The organism is Streptomyces sp. NPDC014727 (assembly GCF_043083485.1).
Lineage (GTDB): Bacteria > Actinomycetota > Actinomycetes > Streptomycetales > Streptomycetaceae > Streptomyces.
Genome location: NZ_JBIBYR010000011.1, coordinates 22,328 through 41,798, shown reverse-complemented (window position 1 = coordinate 41,798; position 19,471 = coordinate 22,328). Strand labels below are relative to the sequence as shown.

General features: G+C 71.0%; 22 protein-coding genes. 3 read left to right on the top strand and 19 right to left on the bottom strand.

From position 1 onward, the window contains the following. Positions 1-190 precede the first annotated feature (190 nt). Positions 191-970: a hypothetical protein gene (locus tag ACF1B9_RS18845; protein WP_391740454.1), complete on the top strand. Its 780-nt coding sequence runs from the start codon at positions 191-193 to the stop codon at positions 968-970. A 137-nt stretch (positions 971-1,107) separates the two neighbouring features. Then, positions 1,108-1,464, top strand: coding sequence for a hypothetical protein (locus ACF1B9_RS18840; protein ID WP_391740408.1), 357 nt, complete (start codon positions 1,108-1,110; stop codon positions 1,462-1,464). 89 nt (positions 1,465-1,553) lie between these two features. On the opposite strand, the gene der is transcribed toward ACF1B9_RS18840, so the two are convergent. The 8 genes from der to ACF1B9_RS18800 all read right to left on the bottom strand — a co-directional run bounded on the left by der (position 1,554) and on the right by ACF1B9_RS18800 (position 7,617). Beyond that, a complete protein-coding gene (gene der, locus ACF1B9_RS18835) occupies positions 1,554-3,023 on the bottom strand; it encodes a ribosome biogenesis GTPase Der (RefSeq protein ID WP_391740409.1) in 1,470 nt (489 codons plus the stop codon). A 63-nt stretch (positions 3,024-3,086) separates the two neighbouring features. Then, complete coding sequence (locus ACF1B9_RS18830) at positions 3,087-3,791, bottom strand: lysophospholipid acyltransferase family protein (RefSeq protein WP_391740410.1); 705 nt, start codon at positions 3,789-3,791, stop codon at positions 3,087-3,089. Next, entirely contained in the window at positions 3,788-4,504 is a 717-nt protein-coding gene (cmk, locus tag ACF1B9_RS18825) for a (d)CMP kinase (RefSeq protein WP_391740411.1), read from the bottom strand. Before cmk ends, ACF1B9_RS18830 begins: the two co-directional genes overlap by 4 nt. 124 nt (positions 4,505-4,628) lie before the next feature. Then, positions 4,629-5,714, bottom strand: coding sequence for a prephenate dehydrogenase (locus tag ACF1B9_RS18820; protein WP_376221432.1), 1,086 nt, complete (start codon positions 5,712-5,714; stop codon positions 4,629-4,631). Continuing rightward, positions 5,711-6,073, bottom strand: a complete 363-nt coding sequence (gene aroH, locus ACF1B9_RS18815) for a chorismate mutase (RefSeq protein WP_391740412.1) — start codon at positions 6,071-6,073, stop codon at positions 5,711-5,713. The genes ACF1B9_RS18820 and aroH overlap by 4 nt, the downstream gene beginning before the upstream one ends. A gap of 350 nt (positions 6,074-6,423) precedes the next feature. Then, on the bottom strand, positions 6,424-6,594 hold the full coding sequence (locus ACF1B9_RS18810; RefSeq protein ID WP_391740413.1) for a YidB family protein: 171 nt from the start codon (positions 6,592-6,594) through the stop codon (positions 6,424-6,426). 85 nt (positions 6,595-6,679) lie between these two features. Continuing rightward, positions 6,680-7,264, bottom strand: coding sequence for a hypothetical protein (locus ACF1B9_RS18805; protein WP_391740414.1), 585 nt, complete (start codon positions 7,262-7,264; stop codon positions 6,680-6,682). Beyond that, positions 7,258-7,617: a hypothetical protein gene (locus ACF1B9_RS18800; RefSeq protein WP_391740415.1), complete on the bottom strand. Its 360-nt coding sequence runs from the start codon at positions 7,615-7,617 to the stop codon at positions 7,258-7,260. Before ACF1B9_RS18800 ends, ACF1B9_RS18805 begins: the two co-directional genes overlap by 7 nt. Before the next feature lie 276 nt (positions 7,618-7,893). Here ACF1B9_RS18800 and ACF1B9_RS18795 point away from each other — a divergent pair, with 276 nt between their 5' ends. Then, entirely contained in the window at positions 7,894-8,598 is a 705-nt protein-coding gene (locus tag ACF1B9_RS18795; RefSeq protein ID WP_391740416.1) for a DNA polymerase beta superfamily protein, read from the top strand. A 207-nt stretch (positions 8,599-8,805) separates the two neighbouring features. Here the strand turns inward: ACF1B9_RS18795 and ACF1B9_RS18790 are convergent, their stop codons facing one another. The 11 genes from ACF1B9_RS18790 to ald all read right to left on the bottom strand — a co-directional run bounded on the left by ACF1B9_RS18790 (position 8,806) and on the right by ald (position 19,470). Next, a complete protein-coding gene (locus ACF1B9_RS18790) occupies positions 8,806-9,603 on the bottom strand; it encodes a DNA polymerase beta superfamily protein (protein WP_391740417.1) in 798 nt (265 codons plus the stop codon). A 3-nt stretch (positions 9,604-9,606) separates the two neighbouring features. Then, positions 9,607-10,629 (bottom strand): ADP-ribosylglycohydrolase family protein, encoded by a 1,023-nt coding sequence (locus tag ACF1B9_RS18785; RefSeq protein ID WP_391740418.1) that lies wholly within the window; start codon positions 10,627-10,629, stop codon positions 9,607-9,609. After that, complete coding sequence (locus tag ACF1B9_RS18780; protein WP_351074749.1) at positions 10,626-11,360, bottom strand: NUDIX domain-containing protein; 735 nt, start codon at positions 11,358-11,360, stop codon at positions 10,626-10,628. Before ACF1B9_RS18780 ends, ACF1B9_RS18785 begins: the two co-directional genes overlap by 4 nt. Continuing rightward, entirely contained in the window at positions 11,357-12,436 is a 1,080-nt protein-coding gene (locus ACF1B9_RS18775) for an AAA family ATPase (RefSeq protein WP_391740419.1), read from the bottom strand. The genes ACF1B9_RS18780 and ACF1B9_RS18775 overlap by 4 nt, the downstream gene beginning before the upstream one ends. A 26-nt stretch (positions 12,437-12,462) precedes the next feature. Continuing rightward, positions 12,463-13,161 carry a nicotinamide riboside transporter PnuC gene (pnuC, locus tag ACF1B9_RS18770; RefSeq protein WP_391740420.1) on the bottom strand — a complete coding sequence of 233 codons (699 nt, stop codon included), beginning with the start codon at positions 13,159-13,161 and terminating at the stop codon, positions 12,463-12,465. A gap of 146 nt (positions 13,162-13,307) precedes the next feature. Next, positions 13,308-14,414: a pseudouridine synthase gene (locus ACF1B9_RS18765; RefSeq protein ID WP_391740421.1), complete on the bottom strand. Its 1,107-nt coding sequence runs from the start codon at positions 14,412-14,414 to the stop codon at positions 13,308-13,310. Next, positions 14,414-15,061, bottom strand: coding sequence for an SMC-Scp complex subunit ScpB (gene scpB / locus ACF1B9_RS18760; RefSeq protein ID WP_391740422.1), 648 nt, complete (start codon positions 15,059-15,061; stop codon positions 14,414-14,416). Before scpB ends, ACF1B9_RS18765 begins: the two co-directional genes overlap by 1 nt. Beyond that, positions 15,058-16,143 (bottom strand): segregation and condensation protein A, encoded by a 1,086-nt coding sequence (locus ACF1B9_RS18755; RefSeq protein ID WP_391740423.1) that lies wholly within the window; start codon positions 16,141-16,143, stop codon positions 15,058-15,060. Before ACF1B9_RS18755 ends, scpB begins: the two co-directional genes overlap by 4 nt. A 110-nt stretch (positions 16,144-16,253) precedes the next feature. Further along, positions 16,254-16,871, bottom strand: a complete 618-nt coding sequence (locus ACF1B9_RS18750) for a hypothetical protein (RefSeq protein ID WP_391740455.1) — start codon at positions 16,869-16,871, stop codon at positions 16,254-16,256. Then, a complete protein-coding gene (locus ACF1B9_RS18745; protein ID WP_351074738.1) occupies positions 16,868-17,986 on the bottom strand; it encodes a ParA family protein in 1,119 nt (372 codons plus the stop codon). Before ACF1B9_RS18745 ends, ACF1B9_RS18750 begins: the two co-directional genes overlap by 4 nt. Before the next feature lie 368 nt (positions 17,987-18,354). Further along, positions 18,355-19,470, bottom strand: coding sequence for an alanine dehydrogenase (ald, locus tag ACF1B9_RS18740; protein ID WP_391740456.1), 1,116 nt, complete (start codon positions 19,468-19,470; stop codon positions 18,355-18,357). Position 19,471: the final 1 nt, after the last annotated feature.

Here is a 19,471-nt window from a genome sequence, read left to right as displayed (position 1 = left end):
GACCACATCACCCCACGACCAATCAGGACAAATAAGCCGTAAGCGGCCCCCCGGATCCCGAGATTCACCCCCCGCGTCGGATGGTTCGATTACGTTCCCTTTCTCGCGTGACCCCGGCCACGGATCGCCCGTTGTCTTCTTCATGAGCCGGGAACCGCTCGGCCCACGCAACGAGTTCGAGGAGCCACCCGTGCCGCGCATGCTCGACGTCAGCGAGGACGTACGCGCCGAGATCGGCGACGCCGAAGCCGACCGGCTGCTCGTCGGCGACAACACCCCGGGCAGCTACGACTGCACCTCCTGCCGCACTCCCGGAGACTCCGAGCAGGAACGCACCAGCACGGTGCTCTTCGTCGGGGACGAGACCGCCGTCCTGGCCTTCGCCCACGCGAGCTGTATCCCCTCGCAGGTCGTCCAGGTCGCCGAGGAGCAGCTTCAGGGCGCCGTCCGCAGCATCACCCGCAGCGACGCGGAACACCCGGAGGGCCCGAGCACCGAACAGGCAGTCCTCGGGGTCACCAGCGGCCTCGTCCTGATCGACGACGAGCTGCATCCGGCCCTCGTCGTCGAGCCGACCGGCGCCATCGCCCGTCCGGGCACCGACGGCAGCCGGGGCGACGAGTTCCTGCAGCTGCTGCTGGAGCAGGGCTTCCAGCCGGCCCACCGGGTGGACCTGATGCCCTCGGTGCTGCACGGCTGGTCGGTCCTGCTCGCCATGGGCCGGCTGCACGCCGTGCTGCAGCCGGGCACCGGCGGCACCCCCGTCGCCTGGTGGCAGGCACACGCGCCGCTCCAGGTCACCGAGGGCTGGCGAACGGCGGCCAACAAGTCGCAGACCGTGCTTCTCTTCGCCGCCCCGGCGGGAGCGATCGGCCAGCAGCCCCGCGAGGACCTGTTGCGCGACGCCCTGGACAAGGCCGCCGCCGCCGGGCTCCTGGTCGCCGCGGCGATGCCCCTGGCCGGGACCTGATCATGCCCCTCGGCTCCTCCCGCCTGCGGCGAACAGCTATTTCTCCGCCGGGCCCGCATCCGACGGACACCGGGGTCGTTGGCACATACGTGCACTCATACGACTCCTCCCACCAGCGACCGAGCCCGATCCCTGCCATGCGTCCCTCGCAGGAACCCACGGGCGGTCAGTCCCAGACCCCGATCTACGACGCGCTGTACTCGGAGTACCGCCGGTCGTTCCGGGCGTTGCCGGGCGATCGGAGCGGCGAGGAGAATCTCGGCTTCATGGCCTTCAGCACCGGGCTCTTCGGCAGCCGCCTCCCGCTGAGCGGCCACTCCGGCCACTCCAGCCACTCCGGTCTCTCCACCGGCCTCTCCGCACATGGCGCGACCACCGGAGACGGCAGCGGCCCGAGCACACACACCGGCAGCCTCGGTTCCTGGCAGCGGGTGGGACGGCACTCCGGGCGCACCCAGCCCGCGGCTCTGCCCCCGGGATCGCGAGGGGCCTGACCGCATGAAGAGGGGCCTGACCGTATGAAAGAGCCCCGGACCGTTCCGCAGCCGGAACGGTCCGGGGCTCTTTCCAGGGCCCTTGCGTCCTACTTGTTGCGGCCGCGCTTCTCGCGCACCCGCACCGAGATGTGGATCGGGGTGCCCTCGAAGCCGAACTCCTCGCGCAGGCGGCGCTCCACGAAGCGCCGGTAGCCGTGCTCCAGGAAGCCCGAGGCGAACAGCACGAAGCGCGGCGGCTTGGTTCCCGCCTGGGTGCCGAAGAGGATCCTGGGCTGCTTGCCGCCGCGGACGGGGTGCGGGTGCGAGGCGACGATCTCGCCGAGGAAGGCGTTCAGCCGACCGGTGGGGACGCGGGACTCCCAGCCGGCGAGGGCGGTCTCGATCGCCGGGACCAGCTTCTCCATGTGACGGCCGGTGACCGCGGAGACGTTGACCCGCGGGGCCCATGCGACCTGCGCGAGCTCCGTCTCGATCTCGCGCTCCAGGTAGTAGCGGCGCTCCTCGTCGAGGGTGTCCCATTTGTTGTACGCGATCACCAGAGCACGCCCGGCCTCGACGGCCATGGTGACGATGCGCTGGTCCTGGACGCTGATGGACTCGGCGGCGTCGATCAGGACGACGGCGACCTCGGCCTTCTCCACGGCGGCGGCGGTACGCAGCGAGGCGTAGTAGTCCGCGCCCTCCTGGAGGTGGACGCGGCGGCGGATACCGGCCGTGTCGATGAACTTCCAGGTGATGCCGCCGAGCTGGATCAGCTCGTCGACCGGGTCACGGGTGGTGCCCGCGAGCTCGTTGACGACGACGCGGTCCTCGTTCGCCACCTTGTTCAGCAGCGAGGACTTGCCGACGTTCGGACGGCCGATCAGCGCGATCCGGCGCGGTCCGCCGATCACGGTGCCGAAGCGCTGTGCCGGGGCCTCCGGAAGCGCTTCGAGTACGGCGTCGAGCAGGTCGCCCGTGCCGCGCCCGTGCAGCGAGGAGACCGGGTGCGGCTCGCCGAGGCCCAGCGACCAGAGCGCGGTGGCGTCCGCCTCTCCGCTCTGGCCGTCGACCTTGTTGGCGCACAGCACGACGGGCTTGCCGGCCCGGCGCAGCAGCTTGACGACGGCCTCGTCGGTGTCGGTGGCGCCGACGGTCGAGTCGACCACGAAGACGACCGCGTCGGCGGCCTCGATCGCGTACTCGGCCTGGGCGGCGACGGAGGCGTCGATGCCCAGCACGTCCTGCTCCCAGCCGCCGGTGTCGACGACCTTGAAGCGGCGGCCCGCCCACTCGGCCTCGTAGGTGACGCGGTCACGGGTGACGCCGGGCTTGTCCTCGACGACCGCCTCGCGGCGGCCGATGATCCGGTTCACCAGTGTCGACTTGCCGACGTTGGGGCGGCCGACGACGGCGAGTACGGGAAGCGGTCCGTGACCGGCCTCCCCGATCGCGCCCTCGACCTCTTCGGCGTCGAAGCCCTCCTCCGCGGCGAGCTCCATGAACTCCGCGTACTCGGCGTCGCCAAGCGCTCCGTGCTCGTGGTCCGAGCCGTCGGAGTGAATCTGGTCGTTCATGAAGTCCGTTCCTCTTTGCATCATCATCGATGAGCCACGACCACGCGGCCCACTACTCAAGTCTTACCTACGCCCGGTGAAACGCCTGGCCTCGTCCAGGTGGTCGGTCAGCCGCCGCTGGATCCGCACCGTCGCCTCGTCCAGCGCCTTGCGCGTGCGCCGCCCGCTCCCGCCCACGCGTCGCCCACCACCGCCCTCGTCCGAGCTGCGCGCCCCCTCTTGCGCGTCAAAAGCATCGCCGAACACGACATCGACCCGGCTGCGCAACGGTGGCAGTGCCGATATCAACCGTCCGCTGCGCTCAGTGCTTCCCAGTACGGCCACGGGCACGATCGGCGCCCCGCTGCGAACCGCGAAGTACGCCAGCCCGGCACGCAGAGAGGCGAAGTCGCCATCGCCCCTGGTGCCCTCGGGGAAGATCCCGAGCACCCCGCCGCTCTTCAGCACGCCGAGGGCGTCGGTGATGGCGGTGCGGTCGGCGGTCGTACGGTCCACCTTCAGCTGACCGATGCCGCGCAGGAACGGGTCGAGCGGGCCGACGAACGCCTCTTTCTTGATCAGGAAGTGGACGGGCCGGGGCGCGGTGCCCATCAGCATCGGACCGTCGATGTTGTGGGAGTGGTTCACCGCGAGTATGACGGGTCCGGAGGCGGGGACCCGCCACGCACCGAGGACGCGGGGCTTCCACAGCCCGTACATCAGCCCGATGCCGATCGCGCGCCCGACCGCTGCGCCGCGCGGCGTGGGCGAGCCCGTGGCTCGGGTCACTTCGCGGCCTGCTTCTCCTCGACGAGGGTGACGACACACTCGATGACCTGCTGAAGGGTCAGCTCGGTGGTATCCACCTCGACGGCGTCGTCCGCCTTGGCCAGCGGGGAGGTCTTGCGGCCGGAGTCGGCCGCGTCCCGCTTGATCAGCGCCTCCTTGGTGGCGGCGAGATCGGAGCCCTTCACCTCCGAGCTGCGGCGGGCGGCGCGCGCCTCCGGCGACGCGGTGAGGAAGATCTTCAGGTCGGCGTCGGGCAGCACGGTGGTGCCGATGTCACGGCCCTCGACCACTATGCCTCGCTCGGCCGAGGCCGCGATGGTGCGCTGCAGCTCGGTGATCCGGGTGCGCACCTCGGGGACCGCGCTGACGGCGCTGACCTTGGAGGTGACCTCCTGGGTACGGATCGGGCCCGAGGCGTCCTCGCCGTCGACGGTGATGGTCGGGGCGGCCGGGTCCGTACCGGAGACGATGACCGGCTTGGCGGCGGCGGTCGCCACCTCCATCGCGTCCCGCACGTCGATGCCGTTGTTCAGCATCCACCAGGTGATCGCCCGGTACTGGGCGCCGGTGTCCAGGTAGCTCAGGCCGAGCTGGGCGGCGACGGCCTTGGACGTGCTGGACTTGCCGGTGCCGGAGGGCCCGTCGATGGCGACGATCACTGCGGCCGGGGCCGTCCGGGCGGCGGCGCTTGCGGTTTCCACGGTGGTGGACACCTTCCTGGTACTCGGGGTGGGCGGGACGGGGACGCGCGAACCCGCCCCGCACAAGGTTACCGAGTGCCGGAGGGGTCCTCTGCACCCCTGTGGACAACCTCCTCGCGGGCCCGCCGCCCGGGGCCTACTGGCGCAGCGACCAGCCCCGCTCGCGCAGCGCCGCGCTCAGCCCGGCGACCGCGCTCGGCTCGACCATCAGCTGGACCAGGCCGGCCTGCTGCCCGGTGGCGTGCTCGATGCGGACGTCCTCGACGTTGACCCCGGCCCGTCCGGCATCGGCGAAGATCCCGGCCAGCTCGCCCGGCCGGTCGCTGATGAGCACGGAAACGATCTCGTACGAGGTGGGGGCCGTCCCGTGCTTGCCGGGCACCCGGACCCGTCCCGCGTTGCCGCGACGCAGGACGTCCTCGATGCCTTCGGTGCCTTCGCGGCGCCTGTCGTCGTCACCGGACTGCAGACCGCGCAACGCCCGTACCGTCTCGTCCAGATCGGCGGCGACCCCGGCCAGTACGTCGGCTACCGGCCCGGGATTGGCGGAGAGGATCTCCACCCACATCCGGGGGTCGGAAGCGGCGATCCGGGTGACGTCCCTGATGCCCTGGCCGCAGAGACGTACGGCGGTCTCGTCGGCCTCCTCCAGGCGGGCGGCGACCATCGACGAGATCAGCTGCGGGGTGTGCGAGACCAGGGCGACGGCCCGGTCGTGCGCGTCGGCGTCCATGACGACGGGGACGGCGCGGCACAGGGCCACCAGTTCCAGGGCAAGGTTCAGGACCTCGGTGTCGGTGTCCCGGGTCGGGGTGAGGACCCAGGGACGGCCCTCGAAGAGGTCCGCGGTCGCGGCGAGGGGGCCGGATCGCTCCTTCCCGGCCATGGGGTGCGTACCGATGTACGGGGTGAGGTCGACGCCGTGTTCCTCCAGCTCGCGGCGCGGGCCGCCCTTGACGCTGGCGACGTCGAGGTAGCCGCGGGCGACGCCGTCCCGCATGGCCGTGGCCAGGACCGAGGCCACATGGGCGGGCGGCACGGCGATGATCGCCAGGTCGACGGGGCCCTCGGGCGCCTGGTCCGTACCGGCGCCGAGCGCGGCCGCGGTGCGGGCCGACTCGGGGTCGTGGTCGACGAGGTGGACATGGATGCCCCGCCCGGCCAGGGCGAGGGCCGCGGAGGTGCCGACGAGGCCCGTTCCGATGACGAGGGCGGTTCTCACTGGGCGATGTCCTTGCGGAGGGCGGCGGTGGCGCCGAGGTACACGTGTGCGATCTCGGACTTGGGGAGGTACGTCTCGACGTGCGCGAGGATGCGCACCACCCGGGGCATCGCGCCCACGACGTCCAACTCCTGGGCGCAGATGAGCGGTACGTCGACGATACCGATCCCACGCGCCGCCGCGGCAGGGAAGTCGCTGTGCAGATCGGGGGTGGCCGTGAACCAGATGCTGATCAGATCGTCCGCGACGAGGCTGTTGCGCTCCAGGACGGCGGTGAGCAGGGCACTGACCCGCTCGCCCATGTGTCCGGCCTCGTCCTGTTCCAGCTGGACGGCTCCACGGACCGCTCGTACCGCCACGTCGTGCTCCTCGCTTCTTCGTGCGTGTCACGCCTGCTGTCCGTTTGCGTGATCTTTCCGCGTGATCAGCCTAGAGGGACGGAGCGGCGGGCGGCCGGGGTGCTCTGTCAGTGAGACGGGGCGCCGGCGCGTGTGGCGGTCGGCCCCGGGGCTCCCGGTTCACGGCGGGCGCACGGCGCGGCCGGGGCCCCGCCGTGGCGACGAAGGCCTCCGGCCGCCTGGAGATGCTCCGGGGGGAGCTCGTCCTTCCGCGCGGTGAACGGCCTGTGCGGCCGTTCACCGGCCTCAGAGCGGCTGCTCCCGGACCAGCTCCTCGATCGAGCGGCCCTTGGGGACCTCGCCCGACGGAGTCAGTCTGCCGACCGCCGTCGGCAGCGAGCGGGCGATATCCAGGAGTGCGCCTGGTCGACGAGGCCGGACCTGGTGAGCCTCCCGATCAGCCCTTCGAGCGCATTGCCACTGCCGCCCTGGCCGCCGCCCAGCAGACCGCCCAGCAGACCGCCGAGGTCGTTCTCCGCCATGAATCCACCTCTCCAGCCATGGAGATTTATCGACAATGTCGATCAGAACCCTGACCTCTGCCACGTGAGCGGGGCCCGGCCACCGTCAACCGGCACTCGCCCGACGGCTGCGGCGGACATCGGCCAGGAGCGCCGCCTCCGCGACATCCGGATGCGCACTGCCCTTCAGTGCGGACAGCTCGTCGGGCCACGGGTCCGCCCACCGGGTGTGCCCGCCCGCCCGGACCACCAGCTCCACCGCGGCCAGCCCCGCGACGGCCGATCCCCGCGCCCGCAGCGCGGCCACCACCGTGCCGATAGCCGCGAGCGGCAGCGCCTTCTGCGGCCCCTGCCGGTCGTACCGGATGGCGTCGAGGGAACCCGGCCGCTCCCCCGCGAGGGCCAGCCACCGATCCCATCGCTCGACCGCCGCCCCGGCCGTTCCCCCGGCTGCCTCCGCCGGCGCCGACTCGTCACCCTCGTCCCTCTCGTCCGCCTCTGTCAGCGATGCGAGGGCTGCCGCAAGTGCCACTCCGGACGCGGTGCGGACGAGCCCCGCCTCCCGCAGCGCCTCGGTGACGGTGTCCAGGGCGGCGACCGGGCGCGGTGGGAAGTCCCGTTTCAGCGAGTCGAGGACGAACAGCGCGTCCCACCGCTCCTCCTCGTCCGCGGAACCGGCCTGGTTCACCACCGCGTGGAGTGCACCCTTGAGCGCCGGCGACCCAGGACGCTCCGGCGCGTCCGTGGCACCCAGCGCGGTGGCAGTCCCGATCCCATGACGGTGTCGAGCAGGTCGGTACGGCGCCGGGCGAGGGTGCGCCAGACGACGGGCACGACGACCGACGTGGGCGCGGCGGCGAGAAGTCCGGCGCAGCGCCGCTCCCGGGTGATCGGGTCCGTGAGCCACAGTGCGGCCGCCTGCCGGGCGTGTCTTCCGCCCGACCGGTCCCGTGCCGTCCGGCCGATCGCGTCGTCCAGGGCGGGGATGTACGGCAGATGACGCACGAACAGGGCCGCGAAGCCCACGAGTGTGCGCACCGCCATCGGGCCTCCGAGCTGCCACACACCGACGGCCGTGTCCCTGCGCGCTCAGCGCCCGCCGCGGCAGGCGTTGCGGAGCCAGGGGCAGGCGTGCGGCGCCGGTGCGGCGCAGTGAGGCCAGTACGGCGGCGGGGTCGCGCAGCAGTGCGGCCATCGTCGTACCGGTGACCAGATGCGGCGCCCGGTCGAGCAGCAGCATCCCGGCCGACGGATCGCTGGCGATCGTGGCACCGGAAAACGTCCGGGGCAACATCTTTTCGCTCACGTACCCTCGCGGGCATGATCACCCCTGACCCCGTAGCGCTCGTACGCGACCACACGGTCTACTCCTGTGTGATGGGCTCACGCGCGTTCGGGCTCGCCACGGAGGACAGCGACACCGACCGACGCGGCGTCTTCCTCGCACCGACCCCGCTGTTCTGGCGGTTCGACAAGCCACCGACGCATGTCGAGGGCCCGGCACAGGAGCAGTTCTCCTGGGAGCTGGAGCGCTTCTGCGAGCTGGCCCTGCGGGCCAACCCCAATGTTCTGGAGTGCCTGCACTCGCCGCTGGTGGAGCACATCGACGCCGTGGGCGGTGAACTCCTGTCCCTGCGGGAGGCGTTCCTGTCCCGGCTGGCCCATCAGACCTTCGTCCGGTACGCGCTGGGCCAACGCAGAAAGCTGGAGGCTGACCAACGGCAGTACGGGGAGCCGCGCTGGAAGCACGCCATGCATCTGCTGCGGCTGCTGACCAGTGGCCGGGATCTGCTGCGCACGGGCGAGCTCTCGATCGAGGTGGGCCCGGCCCGGGAGGAACTGCTGGCGGTGAAGCGCGGCGAGGTGCCCTGGGCGGAGGTCGAACGCCGTATGACCCGCCTGGCCGAGGAGAACGACGCGGCGGTCACCTCCTCACCGCTGCCGCCCGAACCGGACCGGGCCCGGGTGGAGGACTTCCTGATCCGCACCCGCCGGGCGTCCGCGCTCCGGCCCGAAGAGAGCTGAACGGCCCGACGGGACCTCAGCCGCCCTTCCTGCTGCAACCCCGGTCCCTTTGCCCACCCGTCCCCGGCGCGGTGGGCGGATCGACTGGATATCACGTGATGTGGCGTCCAACTCCGCTGCGCTCCTTCGTCGTTCGGGTACGCAACGAGGAGCGGTCAGAGCGGACAGGTGATGCACACGCCTCCGATGTGTTGCCCCGTAGTCCGGTCAACACCTCGAAGAAGCCCGCCCCCGCAACCGTGCACGCACCACGAGATCGTGCAGCGCGTCGAACGCACCGGCCGCCTCGTGGAGTCCCGATCCCGCCTGCGCCTCGTCCAGCACCCCGTGCAGCTTCTCGACGTCCCGGGACACCAATGCGGCGTCCGCCCGCCCCGTTCGCCCGTGCTCGGCCTCGGCCTTCGCGTCGATCAGCTCGGGCAGATACGCCGGAGCCGCCACCTCGCCGAGGAGCGTCGGCAGATGGGCGCACACCTCGCCGCTGCGCATCAGATGGACGCCGGTGAGCAGCGCCCGGAACGTGTACAGCAGTGGCTTCAGTTCGCCGGACTTCTCGAAGAGCCGCCATTGCGTGCGGGCGAACCCCCGGTAGTGATGGGCGTGATGACGGGTCAGTACCCCGGGGGCCAGGTCCACCAGTTCCGTGTGCAGTCGACCCGTGTGGACGACGAGCGGAGACAGCAGCTGCTCCAGCACGTAGCCGTTCGGTCTCAGCATCAGCTGGACGAACTTCCGCAGATCGTGGGTGACGAGGTCCATCTCGACCCCGTCCCGGTCCCACATCCGCGAGCGCGTCTCCTCGGGGCCGCGCAGTCCGACGAGTTCTTCCGTGGGCAGGAGATGGACCCCCCGAAGGTCCACATCCGAGTCCCTGGAAGGAAACCCGTACAGATGCGCCCCGGAGACGGTGACGAACAGCAGCGGGTGGCTTTCCTCGGCGAGCACCGGGCCGAAGTCCGTGACCGGCAGCCCGGCTTCCTTGAGGCGCGTCGTTTTGCTGTGCATGGATCAAGCGTCCCAGAGCGCCCCCAGCGAGAGCAGATCGCTCCGGTACTCGATCCGCTCCGCCCACTCCTTGGGCCAGGCCCCTGCCCCCAGGTGCGCCCCGGCGAGCGCGCCGGTCAGGCAGCCGAGGGAGTCCGAGTCGCCCCTGGTGCAGGCGGCCCGGCGCAGCGCGGTGACGGGCTCGTCGGGGAAGAGCAGGAAGCAGTGCAGGGCCGTGGCCAGGGCCTCCTCGGCGATCCACCCGTCGCCGGTCGCCTCGCAGGGGTCGGTCTCCGGGGACGGGTCGCGCAGCGCGTCCTGGACACGGGCCAGGGCGGCAAGGCATTCGTCCCAGCCCCGCTGGATGTACAGCTCCGGCGAGGGGTCGCCCGCGTACCGCCAGAGGTCGCCGAGCCAGCGCGTGAGGTAGCGGCTGCTGTTCTCGTACGCGTAACTGCGCAGTTGCCCGATCAGGCCCCTCGGCTCCGCCCCCTGTGCCAGCAGGTACACCGCTCGGGCCATCAGATCGGACGCGGCGAGCGCCGTCGGGTGCCCATGGGTGAGGGCCGCCTGCAACTGGGCCGCGCCGGAGCGCTGTTCGTCGCTCAGCCCCGGCACGAGTCCGACCGGCGCGACCCGCATGTTGGCGCCGCAGCCCTTGGACCCGGTCTGGCTGGCCTCCTGCCAGAGCCGGTCGCTGTCGAGCAGGCGGCAGGCGGTCATGCAGGTGCGGCCGGGGGCACGGTTGTTGTCGGGCGAGTGGTACCAGTCGACGAACTCCTCACGGACCGGGCGGGTCAGCCGCAGCGGGGTGAGCAGCCCTCGGTCCATGGCGGTCCGGATGCCCCGCCCCAGGGCCAGTGTCATCTGGGTGTCGTCGGTGACGATCGCCGGGTTCGGCAGCCGCATCCGGCGCCACGGCCCGCACTTGGCGAGGATCGACGGCACGTTGTTGAACTCGGTCGGGAAGCCCAGCGCATCGCCGAGCGCGAGCCCGGTCAGTGCGCCGGTGGCGGCCTGTTTGGTGATGGTCCTGGTCACGATCACGAGGTTCTTCCTTCCGGTCTCAGGAGTGGAGGGTGCAGTGCGGTGGCGGCGCCCGCCCGGTAGAGAGCGGCCGGCTTCCCCCGTCCGCCGGTGCGGCGCGGCGGACCCTCCACGGCCTGGACGAAGCCGGGTGTGGTGAGGACCTTGCGCCGGAAGTTGGGCCGGTCCAGCTCGACTCCCCAGACCGTCTCGTACACCTGCTGGAGCTCTCCCAGGGTGAATTCGGGCGGGCAGAAGGCGGTGGCCAGGCAGCTGTATTCGAGTCTGGCGCCGATCCGGTCGTGTGCGTCGGCGAGGATGTGGTCGTGGTCGAAGGCGAGCGGGCCGACGGTTCGGGCGTCCCACCACTGGGCGCTGGCGGCGTCTCCGCCGCCACGGGGTTCGGGCAGGTCGGGTACGAGTGCGGCGTAGGCGACCGAGACGACCCGCATCCTCGGGTCGCGGTCCGGCGCGCTGTAGGTGCGCAACTGTTCCAGGTGGAGGGCACAGACGGTTCCCTCGGTGAGACCGGTCTCCTCGGCGAGCTCCCGGCGGGCGGCGTCCTCGGCGGACTCGCGCGGCTGGACGAAGCCGCCGGGCAGTGCCCAGTGGCCCTTGTAGGGGTCCTCGCCCCGTTCGACGAGCAGGACGTGCAGTCGGGTGTCGCGGACCGTGAAGACGGCGAGGTCGACGGTGACCGCGAAGGGTTCGAAGGCATACGGGTCGTAGCCTGCGGGGGCACCGGCGTTCATCGGTGCTCCGGAAGGGGGGCGGTGAAGTTCCAGCCGGCGGCGAGCAGGGTGTCGACGGCGGCGACGGCGGTGGCCAGGCGTTCCTCACGGGTTCCGGTGAGCTCGATGAACTCCCTTCCGGTACGGGTGAGTTCGGCCCGGAACCGGTCGGTCATCCAGGGCCGCAGCTCCTCGCCGTCGCGCAGCCCGTCGTCCTCGAAGGCGACCCCCTCGTGGTCGGTGAGCAGCCACAGATGGTGGGCGACCCGGTCGGCGGTCTCCTCGACGAGCGGGTTGCGGCCGCCGATGTACCGCTCGTGCCAGACGGTGGTGGCGAAGGAGTCCGTGTCGCAGAAGAGCACCGGCGACCCGGTGCGTGCGGCCGCCTCCTCGTTGGCGTTCTGCGTCTCGGCGATCAGCGGGAAGTCGTCGGTGCCGAAGGCGACGTCCTCCCACTGGGCCCCGGGCCACCGGGCGCGCAGCGCGGCCAGTTTCTGTTCGCTGAACTCCCGTCCGTACTCGTCGACGCATTGGGTCCGCGCCCAGACACCGCCACGCCGCCGGTAGTGGTCGGCGAGGGCGCGGGCCATCGTCGTGGTACCGGTGGATTCCGCGCCGAGGACGACGATCCGGCGGGTGAGCGCGGCCCGCACGGGCGGTTCGAGGAAGTCCCAGCAGCCGACCGGGTCCTTGCGGACGGCGGTGCCGGAGACCGGGAAGACCGTACGGTCGGGGTCGACACAGACGGACTCGGCACCGAATCTGCGGGCCAGTTCGTCCCCGTACGACTCCGAGGTGAACACGGCGTCCACCGGTTCGGGCACGGCCTCGGTGAAGACGGCCATGTGCGCGTCCCAGATCGCCGGGTCGTGGAGGTCCATGTGGACGTCGTCGACGGCGCCCACGACCCGTGCGTCCGGGTGCACCTGCCGCATCCAGGCCACCCGGTCGGCGAGCGGTACGGATTCGACGGAGGCGGCACACACCAGGACGGTCAGCCGCTCGCAGCGGTCCTGCGCGGTGCGGACGAGATGATGGTGGCCGGCGTGCGGCGGGTAGAACTTGCCGAGGACGAGCCCGTGCGCGAAGCGCTTCACGCCGCTGCCCCGTGGAAACCGACCACTCACAGCGACCCCCCACGCCCCCGGCCCACGCCGACCTCGTACCCGGGTGCCGCCGCCACCTCCACGGGTCGCCGCCGCCCGGCGAGATCTCGCCGCCAGTTGCTCAGGCCGATCAGGCACAGCGTCAGGAAGCCGACGTACAGCAGGGAGGTCAGATAGAGCTCCTTGTACGCGTACAGCGGGATGTACACCACATCGGCGGCGATCCAGAGCCACCACGACTCGACGAGCTTCCTGCACTGCCCGTACGTCGCCGTCAGGGACAACGCGGTCGTCAGGGCGTCCCAGAAGGGCACGGTCGAGTCGGTGGCGCGGTCCAGCAGGACGGTGAGGGCGAGGGCCCCCACCACCCCTGCCGCGAGCAGCCGGGTCCATTCGGCGCGCGAGGTGCGCCGCACCGGCAGATCCGGCGCCCCTGGTCCACCCCCGTGGGTCCAGGTCCACCAGCCGTACGCGGCAAGGGCGATGAAGACGATCTGGAGTCCGGCGTCGGCGTACAGGCCGGACTGGGCGAACAGCAGGATGAAGAAGAGGTTGTTGGCGATGCCGATCGGCCAGTTGGCGAGGTGCTGGCGGGCCACGAGCCACACGCACAGCGCCCCGCTGCCGAAGCCGAGCACCTCGGTCCAGCTGACCGGGGTGTCGAGGACCGTCACCAGGGGCTGCTGCAGGGGATCGAGGACATCCGCGAGACTCACTCCCGCCTCCTTAATAGTCAGTCTGACTATAAAGGCGGAACGGTCGCAGCAAAAGGCCCGCGGCCGATTCCTGTTCGAAAATCGAAAGCAGGAACCGGCCGCGGGCCGTGGAGCGGACGGAGCCGGGGCGGAGCGTCCGGACGGTCTTACAGGCCGACCTCGCGCATCAGCATGCCGACCTCGGTATTGGTGAGGCGGCGCAGCCAGCCGGACTTCTGGTCGCCCAGCGGGATCGGCCCGAAGGACGTCCGTACGAGCCGCTCGACCGGGAAGCCGGCCTCGGCCAGCATCCGGCGGACGATGTGCTTGCGGCCCTCGTGGAGGGTCACCTCGACCAGGTAGTTCTTGCCGGTGTTCTCGACGACCCGGAAGTGGTCGGCGCGGGCGTAGCCGTCCTCCAGCTGGATGCCGTCCTTGAGCCGCTTGCCCAGGTCGCGCGGGAGCGGTCCCTGGATGGCGGCCAGGTAGGTCTTCTTCACCCCGTACTTGGGGTGGGTCAGGCGGTGGGCCAGCTCGCCGTGGTTGGTGAGCATGATGATGCCCTCGGTCTCGGTGTCCAGCCGGCCGACGTGGAAGAGTCGCGTCTCACGGTTGGTGACGTAGTCGCCGAGGCACTGACGGCCGTCCGGGTCCTCCATGGAGGAGACAACACCGGCGGGCTTGTTCAGCGCGAAGAAGAGGTACGACTGCGCGGCGACGGTCAGACCGTCGACCTTGATCTCGTCCTTGTGCACATCGACGCGCATGCCCTGCTCGACAACGATCTCGCCGTTGACCTCGACGCGGGCCTGCTCGATCAGTTCCTCGCACGCGCGGCGCGAGCCCATGCCGGCCCTGGCGAGGACCTTCTGCAGCCGCTCGCCCTCCTGCTCGGCGCCCGGGAAGGTCTTGGGCGTCCTGATGTCGGGCTTGTTCGCGTACCTGTCCCGGTTGCGCTGCTCGATCTTGGCGTCGAGCTCACGCGGACGGGACGGGGCGCCCTGGCGACGCGCGCCGCCGCTCCGGCCGCCACCGGCCTGCGCGGGCTTCGGACCGCCCTTGGCACCGCCGCGGGCCGCGGCGCCACGGCCCTTGCGGGGACCGTCGCCGCTCTGCTCGCCGGTGGCGCCCACGTCATAGCGGCGCTCCTCGGGCCGGGGCCGACGAGGACGCTGCTCCTGCTTGCCGTCGCGCCCGGCGCCGGCACCCCGGGGATTCCGGTTGCCGCCGCTCCTGCCGCTGCCGCTTCCGCTGTTCCTGCCACTGCTTCGCATCAAAATTCCGTCTTGTCGTCTGCGTGAGTTTCCGGGGTGTCCGGTGCGTCCGGATCGAACGACGGCACACCCTCTGGCGTCTCGGCCTCGATCGCGTCCGCCTCGGGGAGGAAGGGCGCGAGCTCCGGGAGCTCATCCAGGCCACGCAGGCCCATCCGCTCCAGAAAGTAGTTCGTCGTCCTGTACAGGATCGCACCTGTTTCGGGTTCCGCGCCCGCTTCCTCGACGAGGCCCCGCTGCAGGAGGGTCCGCATGACCCCGTCACAGTTCACGCCGCGGACCGCGGAGACCCTCGACCGGCTGACCGGTTGACGGTACGCGACCACCGCGAGGGTCTCCAGCGCCGCCTGCGTGAGACGGGCCTGCTGGCCGTCCAGGACGAAGCCCTCGACGGCCGCCGCGTACTCCGGGCGCGTGTAGAAGCGCCAGCCGCCCGCGACCAGCCGCAGGTCGAACCCGCGGCGCTGCACGGTGTACTCGTCGGCCAGCTCGCGCAGCGCGTCGGCGACGGCCCTGCGGGGCCGTTCCAGCACCTTGGCGAGGTGTTCCTCCGTGGCGGGCTCGTCGACGACCATGAGGACGGCCTCCAGCGCGGGCTTGAGATCGAGATCCGCGACGGTGGAACCCGTGGTGTCCTGCTGACTCATGCCTTCCCATCCTCCCGGACGTCCTGCGCCCCGGTCACCTCGGTGTCGAACTCGTCCGTCACGACGGGCTCGGCCCCCTCTCCTGCGGCCCAGCGCACCAGGAGCTCACCGAGCGCCTCGTCCTGGTCCAGCGCTACGGCCTTCTCCCGGTACAGCTCCAGCAGCGCGAGGAACCGGGCGACGACGGTGAGGGTGTCCGGCGCGTCCTCGGTGAGCACCCGGAAGCTGATCTCCCCGGCCTCGCGCAGCCGGGCCACCACGATCTCGGCCTGTTCCCGCACGCTGACCAGCGGCGCGTGGATGTGGTCGACGTACACCCGAGGCTCGGGCTTCGGCTGCATCGCCCGCACGGCCAGTTCGGCGAACTTCTCCGCTCCGATCCTGATGACGACCTCGGGCAGCAGCTCGGCGTGGTGCGGCTCCAGGCCCACGGTCCGCGGGAAGCGCCGCCCCTCCGACTCCAGCCGGTCGCTGAAGATCTCCGCGACGCGTTTGTACGCACGGTACTGGAGCAGCCGGGCGAAGAGCAGGTCGCGCGCTTCGAGCAGGGCCAGATCCGCCTCGTCCTCCACCTCTGCCGCGGGCAGCAGGCGGGCGGCCTTCAGGTCGAGCAGGGTGGCGGCGACGACGAGGAACTCGGTGGTCTGATCCAGGTCCCAGTCCGGCCCCATGGCCCGGATGTGGGCCATGAACTCGTCGGTGACCTTGGACAGCGCGACTTCGGTCACATCCAGCTTGTGCTTGGAGATGAGCTGCAGCAGCAGATCGAACGGCCCCTCGAAGTTCGCCAGCCGAACGGTGAACCGCCCGTCGTCGGCCGGCTCGGGGGACGGGCCCGGTGGCGCTGTCGCGACGGGCCCGGAAGGCGGTACGGGGTCCTGGGACCCGACGGTCCCGGCAGGCCCGGCCGCCGCCGCATCCGCCGGAGACGGGGCCGGGGACGCCTCATCGGTGCCGGGAAGCGGCACGGCGGATTCACCGTCGCCGCCCCCGGACGCCGCAGGTGCCACAGCAGGCCGACCGCCCGGACCTCGGCCCAAGGGGCGGCGCAGGGTGCGGGCGGGCTCGTCGTTCGTCGGCATGAGGGTCCAGGGGCAAGCGGGATACGGGCGGCGGGCAAAGGCCCGGACGGAAGGGGCCGGGCCGCTCGGCCGACGGCGGCACCCCGGGCAGGCTACCGGCGCCCCGCCCGTCAGCGGCCGCGCAGCCGCCGTACGAGGATGCTCGCGTCGCCCCGCGACTCCAGGTCCGCGAGAACCACCGCGACGGCCTCGCGGACGATCCGTCCGCGGTCGACCGCGAGCCCGTGCTCCCCGCGCAGCACGAGACGTGCGTGTTCGAGGTCCATCAGTTCCTCGGCGGAGACATAGACGGTGATCTTCTCGTCGTGGCGCTCACGGCCGCTGGGCCGCCGGTTCGCCCCCCGTCCGCCGCCACGCCTGCGCTGCTGCTGGACGGCGGGGGCGGGAACCGCCTCCTGCGCGGACGACGGCGCCGGCGACTGCGCGGACGGCGGGGACTGCTGGGGCCTGCGCCCCGACTGTCCCGCCACCGCGACCCGCTCGCCACCGCGGCTGCGCGATTCCCCCGCGTCGGCGTCCGCCGCGGAGTGCTCTTCCCGCGCGGCGGCAGCGGCTCCGGTCTCCGTCGTACCCGCAGTCGGCCCGTCGGCCCCGGTGTCGCTCTCACCCGCCGGGCCGGGCACCCGGGCCTCGCCGTTCGCCTTGCGCCGCCGGTCTGCGGGGGACGAGGCCTGCAGACCCATCCCCCCGGTGGTACGGAACAGTTCGTCGGCCCCGGGCAGACTCACTCGGCGTGACACCGGGCGAGCACCTCCCTGGCGAGCTGGCGATAGGCGGCGGCACCGACCGAGTTGGAGGCGTACGTGGTGATGGGCTCACCCGCGACCGTGGTCTCCGGGAAACGCACGGTGCGCCCGATGACCGTGTGGTACACGTGGTCGTCGAAGGCCTCGACGACGCGCGCGAGGACCTCGCGGCTGTGCACCGTGCGGGAGTCGTACATGGTGGCGAGGATGCCGTCGAGCTCCAGATCCGGGTTGAGCCGCTCCTGGACCTTCTCGATGGTCTCGGTGAGCAGGGCCACGCCGCGCAGCGCGAAGAACTCGCATTCGAGCGGCACTATGACCTTGTGGGCCGCCGTCAGGGCGTTCACGGTGAGCAGGCCCAGCGACGGCTGACAGTCGATCACGATGTAGTCGTAGTCGGCCATCAGCGGCTTCAGGGCGCGCTGCAGCGTGGATTCCCGGGCGACCTCGCTCACCAGCTGCACCTCCGCAGCCGACAGGTCGATGTTGCTGGGCAGCAGGTCCATGTTCGGGACCGCGGTCTTCAGCAGGACCTCGTCGGCCGACATGCCCCGCTCCATGAGCAGGTTGTAGACCGTGAGGTCGAGCTCCATCGGGTTGACGCCGAGCCCGACCGACAGGGCTCCCTGCGGGTCGAAGTCGACGAGCAGGACGCGACGTCCGTACTCCGCGAGTGCGGCACCCAGGTTGATGGTCGACGTGGTCTTGCCGACGCCGCCCTTCTGGTTGCACATCGCGATGATCTTCGCGGGACCGTGGTCGGTCAGCGGACCCGGGATCGGGAAATAGGGCAGGGGTCGACCGGTCGGGCCGATCCGCTCGCGGCGCTGTCGGGCAGCGTCGGGCGCGAGAGTGGCCGCGTACTCCGGATCGGGCTCGTACTCGGCGTCGGGGTCGTAGAAGTGCCCCTGGGGCACCTCGTCGAAGTCGGCGAAGTGGGCAGTGTCTCGGCCACTCTCGTTGCCGGCCATGGCGTTCACGTGTAGGCCGTCCATCATCTGGGGGGCTGTCGTCATGTGCTGGTGGGTGGCGAAGGTGCGGACAGCGACGGAGCCGACAGCCTCCAGCCCGTTCGGGCTCTGGCCCCGTGCAGGCATCCCTGGTTGAACACCCCCGGGAGTAAATGTCGACTCATTCACAAGTCGTCTTACCTCCTTGGATGTGACCAGGAAACTTATCGATAGGTCAGCGTGGCATCATGCCGACGATTGGCGACTCTATGGCGTGTCACCGCTCCGCAGCAACACAATCCGCCGGACCCGGACCGATGTGTCGGCAATCGAACACCTCCCTGTCAAGGGCACGCAGCCACCGGCGCACACTTTTAACAGGTGCACGAATCGGTTGAAGGGTTACGTTCGAGACGAGTTGCGCAGGGACCCCGCGGGACCCGACATGAGTCCGGCCGGACCTTGCTCGGCAAGGTCCGGCCGGACTCATGAGGTTGACGGAAGATGTTGACCCGTCAGCCGAGGAGCGAGCTCAGCTCGACGTGCGGCAGACCGTGCGCCTCGGCCACCTCGCGGTAAACGACCTGTCCGTCATGGGTGTTGAGACCCTTGGCCAGTGCGGCGTCACGGCGCAGCGCCTCGACCCAGCCACGGTTGGCGAGCTCCACGATGTACGGCAGCGTGGCGTTGGTGAGGGCGTACGTGGAGGTGTTCGGCACCGCGCCGGGCATGTTCGCGACGCAGTAGAAGACCGAGTTGTGGACCATGAAGGTCGGCTCGGCGTGGGTCGTCGGGTGCGAGTCCTCGAAGCAGCCACCCTGGTCGATTGCAATGTCGACAAGTACACTTCCGGGCTTCATCTTGGCGACAAGCTCGTTGGTGACGAGCTTCGGGGCCTTCGCACCCGGGATGAGCACGGCACCGACGACGAGGTCGGCCTCGACGACGGCCTTCTCCAGCTCGAAGGCGTTGGAGACGACCGTCTGCACCTTGGTGCCGAAGATCTTGTCGGCCTCGCGCAGCTTGTTGATGTCCTTGTCGAGCAGCGTGACGTGGAAGCCGAGGCCGACGGCGATCTGCGTGGCGTTCCAGCCCGAGACACCGCCGCCGATGACGACGGCCTTGCCGGCCGCCGTGCCGGGAACCCCGCCCGGCAGCACGCCGCGGCCACCGGCCGAGCGCATCAGGTGGTAGGCGCCGACCTGCGGGGCCAGCCGGCCCGCGACCTCGGACATCGGGGCGAGCAGCGGCAGCGCGCGGTTCGCGGTCTCGACCGTCTCGTACGCGATGGCCGTGGTGCCCGACTCCAGCAGCGCGTCCGTGCACTCGCGGGAGGCGGCGAGGTGCAGGTAGGTGAAGAGCGTCTGGTCCTTGCGGAGGCGGTGGTACTCCTCGGCGACCGGCTCCTTGACCTTGAGCAGCAGATCGGCGGCGGCCCAGACCTCGTCCGCGGTGGCGAGTATCTGCGCTCCGGCGGCGATGTACTCCTCGTCCGTGATGGAGGAGCCGGCCCCGGCGTTCTCCTCGACGACGACCTGATGGCCGTGGCGGACGAGCTCGTTCACACCGGCAGGCGTGATCGCCACGCGGAACTCGTTGTTCTTGACTTCGCGGGGGATGCCGACCTTCACG